Source organism: Acidobacteriota bacterium, assembly GCA_018001935.1.
Taxonomy (GTDB): Bacteria; Acidobacteriota; JAAYUB01; order JAAYUB01; family JAAYUB01; genus JAGNHB01.
Map to the genome: position 1 here is coordinate 80,966 of JAGNHB010000015.1, position 16,463 is coordinate 97,428.

Below are 16,463 nucleotides of genomic sequence, written 5' to 3' on the forward strand. Positions count from 1 at the left end.
GGCTTCAGGCCCGGTTGCGGACCAAATCTTCCACCACGGAGGGGTCGGAGAGGGTGCTGACGTCGCCCAGGTCGGTGACGTCGCCGGCGGCGATGCGGGTCAGGACCCGCCGCATGATCTTCCCGGACCGTGTCTTGGGGAGCCCCTCGGCGAACTGGATCCGGTCGGGCGCGGCGATGGCCCCGATCTGTTCCCGGACGTGCCGCTTGAGTTCCGCGTCGAGGGCATCGCCCCGGCGAACGCCCGTCTTCAGGGTGACGAAGGCGTAGATCCCCTGCCCCTTGATCTCGTGGCTGAACCCCACCACGGCGGCCTCGGCCACGGCGGGGTGGGAGACCAGGGCGCTCTCCACCTCCGCGGTCCCCAGCCGGTGGCCGGAGACGTTGATCACGTCGTCGATCCGGCCCATGAGCCAGAAGTATCCGTCCTCGTCGATCCGGGCGCTGTCGCCGGTGGTGTAAGCCCCGTAGAACTGCGAGAAGTACGTCTTCTTGAACCGCTCCGGGTCCCCGTAGACCCGGCGCATCAACCCCGGCCACGGGTGTCTCACCACGAGCCACCCGCCCTCGTTCACCGCGGCCGCGGACATGTCCTCCTTGATCACCTCCGGCCGGATCCCGAAGAAGGGGAGGGTCGCCGAGCCGGGCTTGGCCGGCACGGCGCCCGGGATCGGCGCAATGAGGATCCCGCCCGTTTCGGTCTGCCACCAGGTGTCCACGATGGGGCAACGGCTCTTCCCGATGACCCGGTAGTACCACATCCAGGCCTCGGGGTTGATGGGCTCCCCGACGGTCCCCAGGAGGCGGAGGGAGCTGAGGTCCCGGCGGGAGGGCCACTCGTCGCCCTCCTTCATGAGCGCCCTCAGGGCGGTGGGGGCCGTGTAGAAGATGCTCACCCGGTGTTTCTCCACCACCTCCCAGAACCGGTCCGGGTGGGGCCAGGCGGGGGTGCCCTCGAACATGAGGCTGGTGGCGCCGTTGGCCAGGGGCCCGTAGACGATGTAGCTGTGCCCGGTCACCCAGCCGATGTCCGCGGTGCACCAGTAGGTGTCCTCGTCCCGGAGGTCGAAGATGGTCTTGAACGTCTGGCTGACGTAGAGGAGGTATCCCGCCTGGGTGTGGAGGACCCCCTTGGGTTTTCCCGTGCTGCCGCTGGTGTAGAGGATGAAGAGGGGGTCCTCGGCGTCGAGCTGCTCCGGTTCGCAGGCATCCGAGAGGCCGGGGTCGGCCGTCTCCGCGTCCCACCAGAAATCGCGCCCGGCCTTGAAGGGGACGTCGATCCCCGCCCGGCGGACGACGATGACGCTCCGGAGGCTCTCCAGGCCTTCCAGGGCCCGGTCGGCCACGTCCTTGCTTCGGACGACCTTTCCGCCGCGGAAGTACCCGTCCGCGCAGACCAGGAGGGAGGATTCGCAGTCCACGATCCGCGCGCGGAGCGACTCGGCGCTGAAGCCGCCGAAGACGACGCTGTGGATGGCGCCGATCCGGGCGCAGGCCAGCATGGCGATGGGGAGTTCCGGCACCATGGGGAGGTAGAGGGTGACCCGGTCGCCCTTTCGCACGCCGTGCCGGTGCAACACGTTGGCGAAGCGGCAGACCTCCCGGTGAAGCTGCTGGTAGGTCAGGGTCCGGCTCTCGCCGGGGCGGTCGCCCTCCCAGACCAGAGCGGCCTTGTTCTTGCGCCAGGTGTCCAGGTGACGGTCCAGGCAGTTGACGGAGACGTTGATCCGGCCGCCGAGGAACCACTCGTGCCGGCCGTTGGCGAAGTCGTGGACCAGGGTCTGCTCCCACCGCTTGAACCAGGTGAGTTCCTCCGCCTTTTCCGCCCAGTACGCCGCGGGGTCCGCCACGGAGCGTTCGTACTCCTCCCGGTAGTCGGCCAGGCTGCGGACGCGGGCCTTCCCGGCAAAGTCCCGCGCGGGGGGGAACACCCGCCGTTCGGACATCATGGAGGTGATGGTCTTCTTGTCCGGGACGTCCAGCAGGCTCAGCCGGAGGACGTTCCGGCCGTCGCGGCGCACGTAGTGGTGCCGGTCCACCAGCATCCGGACGAAGTGGATGCCCAGGCACAGGTCCTCCAGGTTGTCGAGGGGGATCTCCGGGAGGGGCCGGTCCTCCATCTCGAAGGGGTTGAAGGGCCGGCCGTCGTCCTCGAGGACCAGGGTCAGCTCCCGGTCGTTGCCCCCCTCGCCGAGGCTCATCCCGAGCGTGATGAGGTGATCGCCCTCGTCGTCCCAGGCGTAGGAGATGATGTTGACGATCAACTCCTCCAGCGCCAGGTTGGCCGCCAGGACCCCCCGTGGGCTCAGGGCGTTCTCGGCGCCGAATTGTTCCAGCGCTTCGGCCACCCTCTCGATCTCGGGGATCCGGTTGTGGAGTTCGAGGCGAAGTTCCCGGGCCATGGGTCACCCTCCTGGTGAAAATCGTTGAGAATCGACGCCATTGTAGGGCCCGGGACGGTCGAACGCAAGGGATTTCACCGGGCCCTCCCGGCGGGCGCGGGGGCCCGAGGGAAGCCGGGCCGCCCCGTCACCGCCCGTCCGGGCCGGCGGCGCGGCGCCGGTCCCTCACTTCGCCGCGTAGACGATCTTCCCGTTCACCACGGTCCAGAGGACGCGGACGTCGGGGATTTTCTCCTCGGGAAGGCTCAGGAGGTCGAGGTCGCAGACGGTGAGGTCGGCCCGGAACCCCGGGGCGAGCCGGCCCAGGCGCTCCTCCTGGAAAGCGGCCTCGGCGGCCCACCGGGTCATGGCCAGGAGGGCCTCCATCCGGGTGAGGCGCTGCCCCGGGGTCCAGCCGTCCGGCGGGCCCTGGTCCCGGGCCTTGCGGGTGACGGCGGCGTAGAAGGTGTGGACCGGGTTCGGCAGCTCGATGGGGAAGTCGGTCCCGGCGGCGATGCGGGCGCCGGTGGCCAGGAACGACTTCCAGGCGTAGGCGTAGAGGGTGCGGACCGGGCCGAGCCGCTCCGGGGCCCAGGGCATGTCCGAGGTGCAGTGGGTGGGCTGCATGGAGGGGATGACCCCGAGGGCGGCGAAGCGGGGGACGTCCGCGGGGTCGACCACCTGGGCGTGCTCCACCCGGAACCGGCGGCCCCGTCCGTCGGGCTGGCCGGCCAGCGCCCGGGCGTAGGCGTCCAGGGTCTCCCGGACGGCGCGGTCGCCGATGGCGTGGGTGCAGGCCTGGACCCTCCACCGGGCGCAGAGGGACGCGAGCCGGGCCAGTTCGTCCGGGGGGGTGAGGGGAAAGCCCGACGCGTCGGGGCGGTCGGCGTAGGGGGCCAGCAGCCAGGCCCCCCGGGAACCCAGGGCGCCGTCGGCGTAGAACTTCACCCCGCCGAGGGTCAGCATCCCCTCGGGGTCCTCCTCTCGCGGCCCGCCGCCCAGCTCTTTCTCCAGCCAGGGCTCCGGCCCCTCCAGCATGGCCCAGATGCGGACCTTCAACCGGCCTTCCCGGAGCAGCCGGCGGTAGGCGTCGAGTTCGGAGGGGCCCACCCCGGCGTCGTGCACCTCGGTGATCCCCAGGCGGGCGCACTCCTTCAGGGCCTTTTCCAGGTCCTGCCGGATCTTTTCCGGCGTGGCGGGCGGGACGTGCCGGCCGACCAGGTCCATGGCGTTGTCCACGAGGATGCCCGTGGGCCGGCCCTCGGCGTCGACGAGCACCTCGCCGCCCCGGACCTCCGGCGGCTTCCGGCCGATGCCGGCGACGCGGAGCGCCGCGTCGTTGACCCACCCGGCGTGCCCGTCGACGCGCCGCAGGAGGACGGGGTTGCGCGGCGCCGCCCGGGAGAGGGACCGCCGCCCGGGAAAGGCCTTGCCGGGCCACCGGTTCTGGTCCCAGCCCCGGCCGAGGACCCACTCGCCCGGCTTCGCGGAAGCGGCGGCCCGGGCCACCCTCGCGGCGGCGTCCTCCTCGGATGTCGCCGTCGTGAGGTCGAGGACACCCATCGACGCCCCGAGCCCGCGGACGTGGGCGTGGGCGTCGATGAAGCCGGGGTAGGCCACCGCCCCGGCCAGGTCGACGACCCGGGTGTGCGGCCCCGTCAGCGCCTTCATCTCCTCGGGGCTGCCGAGGGACAGGATGCGGCCGTCCCGGACGGCGAGGGCGCGGACCATGGGCCGCTCCTCGTCGAGGGTCATGAAGACCCCGTTGGTGAGGACCAGGTCGGCGGGGGCCTGGGCGGGGGCGGAAATGCCCGCGAAGAGCATCAGCAGAAGGCCGGCGGCGGTGATTCGTTCCATGGTCGACTCCCCGTTGGAGGTTCAGGAAGGAAAGTATACCCAAAACCCGGCCGTTTCCGGTCCGGTTTTTCCCCGGCGGCCCTGTTTTCCGCTCGGCAGGCCGGGCCCGAACGTCCTGTTTTCGCTTGTGCCGGCCCCGATCCCCTGTTATAATTTTTTTCATTGTTTCCCGTTTTCAGTTCCCCCGGGATTGAAAGCCAAAATTCAACGCTCAAAGGAGTCCGCCATGAAAAAAGTGCTGGTCCTGTTGGCCGCGGTCGCTGTCTTCCTCCCCCTGTCGGGCTGCAGCAAGGGTTCCCACGAGGCGTTCATGAACGACATGATCGCCGCGATGAAGGAGATGGGGACCGTCCTCGAGGGGATCAAGGACAAGGATTCGGCCAAGGCCGCCGTCCCCAAGCTCCAGGAGATCGTCAAGCGCCTGAACGACCTCAAGGAGAAGGGCAAGGCCCTCCCCGAGCCCGACGAGGCCACCAAGAAAAAGCTCGAAGAGAAGCTCAAGGAGTTGATGGAAGTGTCCATGAAGGTGGCTGGCGAGATGATGCGCGTCCAGGGCATCGAGGGTGCCGCCGAGGAACTCAAGGGGATCCAGTCGGAGATGTCGAATTTCAAGTGACCCGGCCCCGTTTTCGAATCGAGGGAAGCCCCGGCCCGACCCTGTGGTCGGGCCGGGCTTTTTTCACCCCGCACCGGGGGCGCTGCGGCGGAGGGTCCGCCACCCCCCCCGCCAGTCGAGGTTGCCTTCCAGCAGGAACAGGGGGATGTCCCGGGAGAGGTAGCCGGCCACCCGGAGGAGACGGGGGTGGGTGACGAAAAGCGGGGTGACGATGAACACCCGCGGGGGGCCGCCGGCCAGTCGGACCCCCTCGAAGTACCCGCAGGCCTGGAAGGTCCCGGCCTCCATCCCCTCCCGCACCTTGTCCCAGTAGTCGAGGGCCTGGAAAAGGCAGGCCTCGTCCCGGTCCGCCTTGATCTCGAGGACGGCGGGGCGGTTTCCGGCGTCCAGGGTCAGCACGTCCAGGACGGAGCGGCCGCCGCCCCGCCAGGCCGGCACCTGGCGATAGACCCACTCCGGGCGGAAGCCGGGGTCCAGGCCCCGGAGGTCCTTCAGCACCGCGCACTCCATCCACCGTTCCGGGCAGCGCCGGTAAACGTCGTGGCGCCGTTCCGGCGCGGGGAAGCTGCGGAGGCGAATCACGTCCCGGACCCACCGGTCCAGTTCCCGGGGCGGGAAGTCGGGGTAGGGGACCCGCGGGGAGCGCCACCCGATCCGGACGTCCCCCTCGGAAGGGCCGAAGACCTGGGCGATGGGGAGACCCAGGCGGGTCACCTGGTCGAAGGCGCGGGGCTGGGTCTCGAGGTCCAGGTGGGGGGCGTGGCGCCGGAGCAGGTCCGCGACGACGGGGTTGTCGTGGGAGGGCCGGAAAGGGGTGAACTCGAAGTCCGCGGGCGCCGTCGCCCCGCCGGCCGCCAAGCCCCACTCCTCCAGCGCGCGGAGCGGCGGGTCGTAGGCCCACAGGTGCGGCCGGACCATGGCGGGGTTGAGCAACCCCAGCCGTCCCGGGACCTGGACCGCCCCATCCCGGTGGCAGCACAGAACCAGGTGGTTGTCGAACCCCCGCCGACTCTCCCGGCAGTGGTGGAACCACGCGAGGGCGGCGGTCAGGAAAGCGGCGGAGTGCTCGGCGCCCTGGAAGGGGTAGAGGGCCATGCCGGCGGTGTAACCCCCGGGGCGCCGGAAGACCAGCCGGCAGAAACGGCTCCCCCAGCGCAGGCGCGGGTCCGGGGAGGAGGCGGCGGACTGGAGGCGGAAGGCGAAGGACCCGGCCCGCCGCAGGACGTGGCGGAACAGGGCGTCGTAGTAGGCGCGCATGGCCGCGGGGCTCAACTCGCCGGGGGGGCCGAAGTCGCGGTCGGACAGGAACTCCAGGAACACGGTCCCCTCCGGGCCCTCCAGTTGCAGGACCGGGAAGGCCCCCGGGGTGACGGCCTCGAAGCGGAAGGGCGAGCGGTGACCGGGCAGGAGGATCAACCGGGCCCCCGGGGCGGCGCCCGTGAGGGCGCAGGCGCCGGGGGGAAGCCGGAGGGCCTCCGCCTTCCCCTCGGGGCGAACCCGGACGGGGCAGACCGTCAGGAGGGTCTCGAGGTACTCCGGGGACAGTGGCGCCGTTTCCATGGCAAACATCCTCTACCGTAGATAACGTTTTCGCCGGAAGATTTCCGACGCCCGCCCCATTTTTTTTCAAAAAAACTTTTCTTCCGCGTAGAATGGTAGGGCCGCGCCCCCGTGGCGACGGCAGTTGGGCGGGAAGGAGGCCGGGGATGAAGCTGTTCGGGACCGACGGCATCCGGGGTGAGGCGGGGCGGTTCCCCCTGGACGGCCGCACCGTCGAAGCCGTCTGCACGGCCGTGGCCCGCCGCCTGGCGGGCGGGGGGGGGCCGGCCGTCCTGGTGGCCCGGGACACCCGCGAATCCGGGCCCTGGATCCGCGACCGGGCGCGACGCGCCTTCGCGGCGGCCGGGGTGGCCACCCTCGATCTCGGCGTCCTGCCGACCCCCGTCGCGGCGCGCGCGGCGGCGCGGCACGGGTGCGCGGGCGCCCTGGTGATCTCGGCCTCCCACAACCCCTACACGGACAACGGGCTCAAATTCCTCACGGCGGAAGGGACCAAGCTCCCGGACGACCTGGAGGCGGCCGTCGAGGCGGAGGTCCCGGGGTCGACGGCGCCCGGGGACGACGGCGGGGAGGCCCCCCCGCCGGCCTTTGCCCTCGACCCGGCCGTCGACCTGGCCGCCGATCCCGAAACCCTGCGCGAGTACACGGATTTCCTGGGCCGGTCCTTCCCCCGCGGCACGGCCGGGCGCCCGGGCCTGCGGGTCGTGGTGGACTGCGCCAACGGGGCGGCTTCCCCGCTGGCCCGGCTTGCCTCGGACCGCTTCGGCCTCTCCCTGCTGGCCATCCACGACACCCCCGACGGGCGGAACATCAACGCCGGCTGCGGGGCGGTCTGCCCCGGAACGGCGGCCCGGGCGGTCGTCGAGACGGGCGCCGGCCTGGGGCTCTCCCTGGACGGGGACGGGGACCGCCTCATGGCCTGCGACGCGGCCGGGCGGGTCCTCGACGGGGACGCCCTCCTGTACGTTCTCGCCCGGTGGCTGGCCAGCCGGAACGCGCTCCCCGGGGCCGCGGTGGTGGGCACGGTGATGACCAACCTGGGCCTGGAGCGGGCGCTCGCCCGGGACGGGATCCGCCTGGAACGGACCCCCGTGGGGGACCGGCACATCCAGGCGAGGCTGCGGGAGCAGGGCTGCGCCCTCGGGGGGGAACCCTCCGGGCACCTGATCGTGGCCCCGTACGCCCTGACGGGGGACGGCTTCCTGGCCGGCTGCCTGCTGCTCGAAGTCCTGGCCGATACGGGGGAGCCGCTCCCGGGGCTGCTCCTGGGTTACACCCCCTGCCCCTCGCGGATCTTCAACCTCCGGGTCCGCGAGCGGAAGCCGCTGGCGGAGATCGACGCGGTCGGCCGCCTGGAGGAGGCCGTGAAGCGCCTGGCGGGCGAAGCGGGGCGGACCGTGATCCGCTACTCCGGCACGGAGCCCCTCCTGAGGGTCCTCGTGGAAGCCGAGGGCCTCGACGGCATCCTCCCGGCCCTCGAGCCGCTCCTGGACCAGATCCGGCAAAGCTGACGCGACCGCAGGAAGACAGGCGCTTTAGCGGCTGCGTTCTTACCAGCAGGTTGTCGATCCCGGTTGCCTTCCCAGGCCGCTGTTACCGGGCGAAGTCCCGGAAAAAGCCTAGTCCCTTTGAAGTAAGATCCTTGGCAAAATGAGCAGGATTTGAGGTCGTCGGTGGATTCCCACCGCCTTCGGTGAAGGTAAACCCGATGAGGGGACGGAGGGGATCCCTGCAGCGTCGCTATGCATCCCCCGGGGCTGGAACGCCCCGCTTGTGCCGGTCCTGGTCCGGAATCGACGAGAACGGTCTCTCGCCAAGACGCCAGGATGCAAAGCCTCGCAGAGGGGTCCCCCTTTTCCGGTTCCGGCTGTGCGAGGCTTGGCGTCTTTGCGCCTTTGCGAGAGGGAAAGACCGCCTGTTTTTTTTATTCTGGAGCGTCCGGATGATCCGTGTTCATCAGTGTTCATCCGTGTTCATCCGTGGTTTCTCTCCGGTTTATCCGGGTTGGGGGCAGGGAGGGCCGCTTGAGTATCCGGCTCCCCCTCCCCCCGCTGCGAACGGGGCGGCGGTGCCCGATGCCCCGCGCTGTTCCGGCGCCGCCTCCGGGGCGCAAGGTTCATCAAACGGGCCGCAGGTGTCGCGCGAAATCGCGGGGCACAACGCCCGGGTCGCCGCGTTTTTCCCTTTGCTTTCCCCCCGCAATGGGGCTAAACTGGGTTCAGAACCGTCGCGAAGGGGGCAGCCATGGCCTTCATCGACTTCATCTCCGGGCTCGTCCGATCCAAGCTTCCACCGCTCAAGAAAGTTCATTTCGACGATTTCCAGCAGCGCGTCCGGCCCAACATCTACCTGGAGATCCCCCAGGCGGACGGGACCTGCTGCACCCTGACCCCGAGCCTCCACCCCGTGGGGAACCACTACGAGGAGCGGGTCCACGAGATGGTGAACGCGAAGGCGGACGTGCTGGATTACCTCAAGGAACGCATCCTGCACGCCCTGGTGGTGGACACCTGTCTCCTGGAGACCTCCACCTACTTCATCGAGCAGAACGACCACCTCCTCCTGGCGCGCCTGAAGCGCTTCATCGAGGAAGAGAAGATCCTGGAGATCAAGCTCTACACCGCCACGGCGGAGGAACTGAAAAAGCACTACTCCGACAAGATCTACATCGGGCGGTGTTTCATCCGGCCCCAGATGAACCACCTGCCCTGGGACGGCCTGAACCTGTACGTGCTGTCCCTGATGGACCAGTTCGAGATGGTGAAATCGATGGCGGACGGGAGGCTGCTGGACCCGAAGCGCTACGAGTCCACCTGTTTCGCCGAGATCAACGACATCATCACGGATTTGGCGGCGGAGGTGATCGCCGAGCTGGAGACCCTTCCCAGGACCTTCCAGCCGGAGCGGTGGCCCCTCGAGGAGAAGATCCGCGTCAAAGCCGTCTACCGGAAGATGATCCACCTCTTCATCGAGCTTCTCGACGCGGTGGGGGAGATGGAGAACACCCTTTTCTTCAACCAGGAGGACCGGTTCGCCAAGTACGTGACCAAGTACCGCCAGGATGTGAAGAATATCGTCAATTACCTGAATTTCAAGGTGCTTTCAGCGCTTTCCCGTTCCATTCACGACGAGTGAGCCGGCCGCCCGGTCCTGACGCCCCCGCAAAAAAGCCTGCCCAGCCCGCGAAACACGCGAATCGGAAGATCACAAGTCTCTTTGTTTCTCTGTATTCGTTATTCGCGTCAATTGGCGTTATTCGCGGGAAATCTCCCTTTCGCGACTGTTGCGGGGGTTTCAGTCCTGGAGGGACGCCCCGCACTCCGCGCAGCTCTCGTCCTCCTTGAGCACCACGGCGCCGCACTCGGAGCAGAGGTCGTAGTTCTCGGCCTCCTCCAGGATCCGTTTCGCTTCCTCGAGGTTCTCGGGCTCCACCCAGATGCGCAAGTGGGTGATGTCCTCGGACACCGTCACGGGGCCCGCATGGAAAGTCTGGTTCTCCAGGCGGCACTCGACGCCGTTCTCCTGGAGCAGCCCTTCCGCGAGATTGGCGGCCACCTCGTCGGCGAACTCGGCCGCCACCGCCCAGTGCCCGGGGATGTACTCCACTTCCTCCGAATCCTCGGGAAGGGTTTCCACCAGCGCCACATGGCAATCCGAACACTCGGTGATGGTCTCAACGTACTCGGCTTTGCAGATCGGGCACCACATAAAGCCTCCTGGCCTGATTTTCCGTCATTATGGCACGAAATCCGCATGAGCGCAAGCCTTTACTGATCGCGGGGATGCGAGGACCGGTCGCGGGAGGCGGTGGATGCGCCCGGTGCGCGGCCCCGCTTTCCCGCTGGAACCCGCGGCCCTTTCGTGGTGAAATACGACAGCACCCCCCCGCGGGGGGAGCGTAATCCGGACGAGGAGCAGTCATGGACGCGACAGGCCTGATGGAGCTGATTCGAGCGCGGCGGAGTGTCCGCCGCTACGACGGTCGCCCGGTGGGGCGGGACAAGGTGCGGCTGATGCTGGAAGCGCTGCGCCTGGCCCCGTCCTCGTGCAACACCCAGCCGTGGCGCGTGGTGGCGGTGGACCGGCCGGAGGTCATCGGGAAGCTCGCGGAGTGCGCGCCCGCCGGCACCCGCGTGAACCGGTGGATGGCCACGGCCCCCCTGGTCTTCGTCCTCTGCGCCCGGCCCCACACCTTCGTCCACAAGGCGGCCCGGCTGGCCGGCAGCGACTGTCACCCCCTCGACATGGGGATCGCCGGGGAGCACCTCTGCCTGATGGCGGCGGCGCTGGGGCTCGGCAGCTGCTGGGTCGGCTGGTTCTCCCCCCGGCCGGTGCGGCGGCTCCTGGGGATCCCCCGCGCGGTGGAGATCTCGGCGCTGATCCCCGTGGGCTACCCGGCGGGCGGGGGGGAGACGGAACCGCCCGGGGCCGGGGGAACGGGCCCGGCGGTGATCGGCGAGACGCCCGCGGCCGGCGGGGCCGCCCGGCGCAACCCCCTCGAAACGATGGCCTGGATGAACCGCTACGAGGGGGACCCGGTCTGATCAGACCCGGAAGTTGACCAGGGCGCCGATGTTGCCGAACTCCTCCATGCCGACCCCCTCGTAGTACTGCTTCACGGTGCAGTTGAGGTTCAGGGCCCGATCGACGGCCTCGGTGACCACGTCGGGCGTTTCGAGCATCGCGGCGCCACAGAGCGGGCACCGCAGGTCCAGGATCCCCAGGCCGGGGCACGCGGGGCAGCGGGTGCCGCGGGCGCTGAAGTCCCTCGACAGGTGCAGGGTGCCCACGGCCTGGGCGTTGAGGTGCCGGAGCACGTCTTCCAGCCCGGCCACCGCGTTTTTCCCGGACTTCAGGGCATCGCGGAACAGGTCGATCCCGTGGCACTGTTCCTTGAAACAGACCGCCTTCTCCACGCGAAGGGACCGCTCGAGGACCTCGTGGTCGGGGGCGTTTTCCGCGATGTCGATGTGGGCGGCCAGCCGGCTGCGCAGGTAGGGGTGCAGGGTGGCTTCGAAGTCCTTGAGGTACTCGGGGCGGCACCCCACGATCAGCCAGGCGAAATGGTCCCGCTTGTACAGGTCGAACAGCGTGTCCGCCACGTGGCGGAAATGGTCCCCCACCTTCCGGTTGAGCTTGCGCTCGGCCCGCTTGTCCTCGTAACCGCCCCGCTCCCCGCCCTGTGCCTTCCCGGGAACGTGGTCACGGAAGTCCCGTTTCTCCAGGATGGCGCCCTGGTAGACCAGGAACATCCGGGCGGAGACGCGGTCCGTCAGGACCGTGCAGAAGCGGTGGTACTCCCCCTCCTGGAACTGGAGGGGGCGGAGCCAGGGGGAGCGGCCGAAGAAGACGCGGTCCCGGGGCGGGCGGGGAAGGGAGATGGCGTGGTAGAAACCCTCCGGGTGACAGGCGAAAACGGCCAGCCCGCGCATGTGAAAATCCTTCTGTCCCTGGACGATGCCCTTTTCGATCAGGTCGAGGCCGGCGAGGATCTCCCGCCGCGCCTCCCGGTCCGGTTCCAGCTCGGCACGGTGCTTCCCGAGGCGGATCAGGTCCCGGAGCCGGCTCTCCACCTGCCGGCGGTTGGAAACACGCCCGTCGGTGTCGAGGTAGAGGGACACCACGGTGTTCCGGGCGGTGGAAAAGGCCCGCAGCCTGTCGAGGTCTTCCTTGAAAAACATAATCCCTCCAGAGAATGGTGCGCATTACTCCCGGTTGTCCCAGATGAACAGCATGACCCTGGCGGCGTTGACCTGGTCCGTGCCCACCTCGATGGTCCAGGGCGACGGCGGCCTGGCCGGGGGCGGGAGCCGGTCGCGGTCGATCCGGATGGTGAGTTTCTGAAGGTGGATCTGCCGCCGGCCGTCCCTGACGGTCAGGGGCGTCGCCTTCACGTCCATGAACGGCTCGCACTTGACGGTCGTCACTTGGAAGGGGAAGTCGTACTGGAGGTAGACGACCCGCTCGGTCGGGCTGTATTTGAGGAATTCGCTCAGGGGCAGGTTCCGTTGTGACGGGAGGACCATGCCCCGGATGAAACCGCGAACCCGCAGAAGCTCGGACTGGGGGGTGGGCGTCGACGCGTCCGGTTTGCCTGTCGCCGGGTCGGTGAAGCCGTGATTGACCAGCCCCGGAATCGGGTCGCCGTGGAAACGGAGTTCCAGGGTGTCTTCGAAAAACCCTTCCTGGAGTGACGTGCGGAAAGAGAGGACCAGGCGGAAGCGGCCGGGTGCGAGGGCATCGACCTGGCCGGCCAGGACGCCTCGCGCGGACCGGACCTCGGAGAGGGCGGGCACCGCGGGCGAGTTCACGTCGACGGGGATGGGGTACCGAAACGACGGGACGTCGACGATCGCCACCTCCCCGAGGTCGATGTCCCGGTTCGGGATGTCGATCCGGTCGAACACGAAACCCTCGAAGCGGAAGAAAACGCTCTCCTTTTCGGGGTCGTTGGTGACCAGCCGGATGCCGTCCCAGAAGTCGCCGCGCTTTTCCCGGATGTCCACGCTCAGGGTCAGCGTGGTCTCGCCCCCGGGGGGGACCGTGGTCGACGGCAGGTCGTAGGTGGTGCAGGGGCACGGTTTCGTGACCTCGCCGAAGTGGAGCGGGGCCGTCCCCACGTTTTTCAGGGTGAAGGTGTGGGTCAGGGGCGGTGCGTTGCAGGGGACCCGGTCCACGCTGATGGCCGTCTCCTCGCAGAGCAGGCGGGGGACCCCCTGGGGCGCGGGGTCGCCCGGCGGCGCGGGAACCTGGCCGGCCGCCGGCACGGCCGTGGCCAGCCAGGCGGAGACGGTCACGAGGACAAACCATCCGGTTCCGATCCCACGGGTTGTCGAACACGAACGAGGTCTTTTCACGACTGCTCCCGCTGGTGATGATACGTCTGCCGCCCCCTCAGGGTTGCACGGGCCCCGGCGCCGGCCGGGGGGAGCCCGACCGGCGGAGCGCCAGTTCGCAGGTGCGAAGATAATCCTTGTACTCGTGGTTGGCCGCCGCCTGCGCGGAGCTGGGCCGGCTGTCGGTGTTGCCTTCCCACCGCCGGCAGAGGTACACGGGGTCGTACACGCGGCCCACGCGGTGCTGCCGGGAGAGCGCCAGGGCGACGGCGTAATCCTCGCCGTAGGAGACGTCGGGGAAGCCCACCCGGCGGAGGGCCCGGACGTCGTAGGCCCGCGGCGCACCGATCCCCTCGACCCGGAGGAGGTTGTTGTGACCGTTTTGGGGCGTCCACTCCCGGTGGTCGATCACGCCCGGCGGGACCTCCTCGAGCTTGTGGTTCACCAGGCGGTAGGCCCCCACGGCCAGGGCGCAGGGCGTGTCCCTCAGGCAGTCCACCATGAGCGACAGGGAACGGGGCCCGGCGTAAAGGTCGTCCGAGTCCAGCTGCACCGCCCAGCGCCCGCACTGCGGGGCCTCGACCGCGTACTGCCAGCAGCCGCCGATGCCCCGGCCGCGGTCGGGGGGGACCAGGTGGACCACGTTGGGGAAGCGCTCCGCCATCTCGGCGACCCGGGCGGACGTGCCGTCGTCGGAGTGGTTGTCCACCACGAGGACGTTGAAGGGGAAGGAGGCTTCCTGGGTGGCGGCGCTCTCCACGGCTTGGGCAACCGTGCTCACCCGGTTGCGGACGGGGATGATCACGGAGGCGTCCACCGGGTAGGCAGGGGCCGGCGAGGAGAAGGCGGGGGGCGGGGGAAGCCAGGCGCCGGTCCGGCGGAGGTGACCGGTGAAGACGTCTTCCATCTCCCGCTGCCGCTCGGCGTCCTCCCGGCGCTGGTAGGCGAAATGGGCGGCCTCGGGGTCCTCCGCCGACCGGGGGGAGAAGGTGTAGAGCGCCTCGGGGACGTGGCCGACCCGACCGCGGCGGGCGCACTCCAGGAGGACGCCCTGGAGGGCCGCGAAGCGCCACTCCGGCGACGCGCTTTCCGCTTCCACCGCCTTCCGGAACGTCTCGGTGCGGAAGAAGAGAACCGGGCCCATGGGGAAGGTGTCCCGGGCCGAGCCCTCCTGGAAGCGGGGCAACACCACCGTCTCGGGGACCGACCCGCCCCGGTCCAGCTGGTAGCGGCTGTAGAGGCAGCCCCAGCGGCCCGTGTCGAAGGCCTGTTCCAGGCGCCGGAAGAGGGGTTCCCGGGGGGCGGGCACGCCCTCGGCGGTGAAGAGGGCCACGCGGCCGCCCCGGAGGGAATCGGCGATCCGGCGCAGCGCGACGGTGTCGAGAAAGCGGGGGGATTCCACCCGGACCCGGGTGGGGCCGTGGGCGAGGGGGGGGGCCGCCCAGGCCGGGCCCGCCTGGACGAGGCGCTCCACCACCCCGCTTCCGAGCCACGGGGCGGCCGCGGCTTCCGCCTCGTCGGCCGTTCGGCTCCAGGTCACGATGGTCCAGCGGCGGGTTTCGGGCATGGGCCCTCAGAAAACCTTGTCGGCCTTGGTCTGGATAAACTCGTCGATGCGCTCGATGCGCCGGTCGTAAACCATCTTCCGGAAATCCTCCACCATGCCGAAGGCGTCGAGTTCCGCCAGGACGATGTTGATCTCCCACATGCACTTCTGGCGGTCGAGCCGGACCTGGTTCAGGTCGTCCTCGTGCCCCTCCTCGTGGAGGGCCGCGCGGGTGACCTCGCGGAACTTCAGGTGGAGGGCCTTGAGCTCCTTGAGCAGTTTGAAGAGCTTGAGGAGGGAGACCTGCTCGGTGGACGAAAGGTTCTTCTTGACGTCCAGGCTCTTCCGGTACTCCTGGAAGGTCTGGCACAGGACGATGGCCTGGGACTCGGAGAGGCCGCTGACGGCGGCCAGGTCGCGGGGGTTGGCCACGAAGTACTTGTCGAGGGAGTTCATCCCGGCGGCGATGAGCTTGTTCCGGCTGACCGGCCCGATGCCCGGGGTCTTCCGCAGGATGGCGTTGACGATGATGGTGTCGCGGACCGTGCCCCGGCTGGCGTGGGAGTCCGACGTGGCGAAAGCTTCGGGGAGCAGGTCGGAGAGGTTGGCGTACTCCTTCAGGAGCTGGATCCGGATGTCGCGGGAGATGGTGCTGCTGGAGGAGGATTTGGCCATGATCATCAATGACTTGAACCGTTTGACGATGTCCGTGACCTTCTCGTAGCTCATCTTGGTGCCGGCGTCCTCCAGCAGGCGGAGCGAGCCCATGCACATGTCGATCCACGCCTTGTCGGCGGAGCCGCCCTGGAGTTCGCTGATGAAGTCCTTCACGGGCTGGATGTAGGCCCCGGAGATGGAGAGGAAGAGTTTCTCGAGTTCGTCCTGCTCGCTCTGAGAGAGTTCCATGTGGCCCTGCGTGGCGGAGGCGTTCGCCCCGCCCGGGACGGTGATGGCGTCGAAGGCGTCGTCGAAGTCGTCCAGGAACGAGTCGACGAAGTTGCCCAGGCTCTCCATCTCGTCGAAGGGGTCTTCCACCAGCTGCTCGAGCCGCGCGTCCACCCGGTGGTTCTCGAGGCGCGTGAGCTGCCGGATGTAGTTCTTGAAGAGGGGGAGGTGGCTCGACTCGTAGTGGAAGGGCCGCGCGGGGTCCTTGAACCAGTTCTTGATGGACAGGCCGATGTTGTGAATTTCGGCGATGAAGTACTCCATCATCCGGGTCTCGGCCGGCACGCCCTTCTCCTCCAGCAGCTTCGTGATCTGGAAGAGAAGCTGCACCACCTCGCCGACGGCGGGGTAGCCCAGCCGCTTGGCGGCGAGGCAATACTCGCCGCACTGGAGGGACAGCGCCCGGTAGTAGGCGCGGTTCTCCGGGTACGCCTTGATGCGGGTGGCGTAGATTTCGATGAGGTTGGTCACATCGTCCGAGTTGACGATGAAATCCTCGTATTTGCCCGGATCGTGCATTCGGTGAAGGTCTCCAATCGGTATCACCTCTACGATCTTAGCCTATCTTCCCGGCCTTTTCAATCCCAAAGGCGCACACCCAGCGGTTTCGCATCATGAGGACAAGCAGGGCCAAAAGGGGCGCGGTGAGAGGTTTTGAAGCGTTTCAGAGACAGCCGGCATTCTTGTGCGAGGGGGGTGATAGAGCAAAAGCGGCGGTAAAGT

At 68.8% G+C, this 16,463-nt stretch carries 12 protein-coding genes; 4 read left to right on the top strand and 8 right to left on the bottom strand.

Annotated features, from left to right (window positions below; all coding sequences use genetic code 11):
• Window positions 1-4 precede the first annotated feature (4 nt).
• A complete protein-coding gene (gene acs / locus KA419_08365) occupies window positions 5-2,044 on the bottom strand; it encodes an acetate--CoA ligase (protein MBP7865952.1) in 2,040 nt (679 codons plus the stop codon).
• Window positions 2,045-2,566: 522 nt separating this feature from the next.
• Window positions 2,567-4,237 carry an amidohydrolase gene (locus KA419_08370; protein MBP7865953.1) on the bottom strand — a complete coding sequence of 557 codons (1,671 nt, stop codon included), beginning with the start codon at window positions 4,235-4,237 and terminating at the stop codon, window positions 2,567-2,569.
• A gap of 226 nt (window positions 4,238-4,463) precedes the next feature.
• Here KA419_08370 and KA419_08375 point away from each other — a divergent pair, with 226 nt between their 5' ends.
• Complete coding sequence (locus KA419_08375) at window positions 4,464-4,853, top strand: hypothetical protein (protein ID MBP7865954.1); 390 nt, start codon at window positions 4,464-4,466, stop codon at window positions 4,851-4,853.
• A 63-nt stretch (window positions 4,854-4,916) separates the two neighbouring features.
• On the opposite strand, the gene KA419_08380 is transcribed toward KA419_08375, so the two are convergent.
• A complete protein-coding gene (locus KA419_08380; protein ID MBP7865955.1) occupies window positions 4,917-6,413 on the bottom strand; it encodes a hypothetical protein in 1,497 nt (498 codons plus the stop codon).
• Window positions 6,414-6,559: 146 nt separating this feature from the next.
• Between KA419_08380 and KA419_08385 the strand changes: the two genes are divergently transcribed.
• Window positions 6,560-7,924, top strand: a complete 1,365-nt coding sequence (locus KA419_08385) for a phosphoglucosamine mutase (GenBank protein ID MBP7865956.1) — start codon at window positions 6,560-6,562, stop codon at window positions 7,922-7,924.
• A 733-nt stretch (window positions 7,925-8,657) separates the two neighbouring features.
• Window positions 8,658-9,548 (top strand): hypothetical protein, encoded by an 891-nt coding sequence (locus KA419_08390; GenBank protein MBP7865957.1) that lies wholly within the window; start codon window positions 8,658-8,660, stop codon window positions 9,546-9,548.
• A gap of 159 nt (window positions 9,549-9,707) precedes the next feature.
• On the opposite strand, the gene KA419_08395 is transcribed toward KA419_08390, so the two are convergent.
• Complete coding sequence (locus KA419_08395; protein MBP7865958.1) at window positions 9,708-10,121, bottom strand: DUF2007 domain-containing protein; 414 nt, start codon at window positions 10,119-10,121, stop codon at window positions 9,708-9,710.
• 212 nt (window positions 10,122-10,333) lie between these two features.
• Here KA419_08395 and KA419_08400 point away from each other — a divergent pair, with 212 nt between their 5' ends.
• Window positions 10,334-10,957, top strand: coding sequence for a nitroreductase family protein (locus KA419_08400; GenBank protein ID MBP7865959.1), 624 nt, complete (start codon window positions 10,334-10,336; stop codon window positions 10,955-10,957).
• Here KA419_08400 and KA419_08405 read toward each other — a convergent pair whose 3' ends face one another.
• From KA419_08405 to KA419_08420, 4 genes are all read right to left on the bottom strand, one after another.
• Window positions 10,958-12,094 (bottom strand): hypothetical protein, encoded by a 1,137-nt coding sequence (locus KA419_08405; GenBank protein MBP7865960.1) that lies wholly within the window; start codon window positions 12,092-12,094, stop codon window positions 10,958-10,960.
• Window positions 12,095-12,118: 24 nt separating this feature from the next.
• Entirely contained in the window at window positions 12,119-13,210 is a 1,092-nt protein-coding gene (locus tag KA419_08410; GenBank protein MBP7865961.1) for a DUF1573 domain-containing protein, read from the bottom strand.
• 97 nt (window positions 13,211-13,307) lie between these two features.
• Window positions 13,308-14,816: a glycosyltransferase family 2 protein gene (locus KA419_08415; protein MBP7865962.1), complete on the bottom strand. Its 1,509-nt coding sequence runs from the start codon at window positions 14,814-14,816 to the stop codon at window positions 13,308-13,310.
• A 6-nt stretch (window positions 14,817-14,822) separates the two neighbouring features.
• Complete coding sequence (locus KA419_08420; protein MBP7865963.1) at window positions 14,823-16,259, bottom strand: hypothetical protein; 1,437 nt, start codon at window positions 16,257-16,259, stop codon at window positions 14,823-14,825.
• Between the last annotated feature and the right edge of the window lie 204 nt (window positions 16,260-16,463).

What these genes read in the sequence shown, in the direction of transcription:
- KA419_08375 (MBP7865954.1), top strand. Translation starts at nt 4,464, where the DNA reads ATGAAAAAAGTGCTGGTCCTGTTGGCCGCGGTCGCTGTCTTCCTCCCC.
- KA419_08380 (MBP7865955.1), bottom strand. Translation starts at nt 6,413, where the DNA reads ATGGAAACGGCGCCACTGTCCCCGGAGTACCTCGAGACCCTCCTGACG.
- KA419_08390 (MBP7865957.1), top strand. Translation starts at nt 8,658, where the DNA reads ATGGCCTTCATCGACTTCATCTCCGGGCTCGTCCGATCCAAGCTTCCA.
- KA419_08400 (MBP7865959.1), top strand. Translation starts at nt 10,334, where the DNA reads ATGGACGCGACAGGCCTGATGGAGCTGATTCGAGCGCGGCGGAGTGTC.
- acs (MBP7865952.1), bottom strand. Translation starts at nt 2,044, where the DNA reads ATGCTGGTGGACCGGCACCACTACGTGCGCCGCGACGGCCGGAACGTC.
- KA419_08385 (MBP7865956.1), top strand. Translation starts at nt 6,560, where the DNA reads ATGAAGCTGTTCGGGACCGACGGCATCCGGGGTGAGGCGGGGCGGTTC.
- KA419_08405 (MBP7865960.1), bottom strand. Translation starts at nt 12,094, where the DNA reads ATGTTTTTCAAGGAAGACCTCGACAGGCTGCGGGCCTTTTCCACCGCC.
- KA419_08420 (MBP7865963.1), bottom strand. Translation starts at nt 16,259, where the DNA reads ATGCACGATCCGGGCAAATACGAGGATTTCATCGTCAACTCGGACGAT.
- KA419_08370 (MBP7865953.1), bottom strand. Translation starts at nt 4,237, where the DNA reads ATGGAACGAATCACCGCCGCCGGCCTTCTGCTGATGCTCTTCGCGGGC.
- KA419_08415 (MBP7865962.1), bottom strand. Translation starts at nt 14,816, where the DNA reads ATGCCCGAAACCCGCCGCTGGACCATCGTGACCTGGAGCCGAACGGCC.
- KA419_08395 (MBP7865958.1), bottom strand. Translation starts at nt 10,121, where the DNA reads ATGTGGTGCCCGATCTGCAAAGCCGAGTACGTTGAGACCATCACCGAG.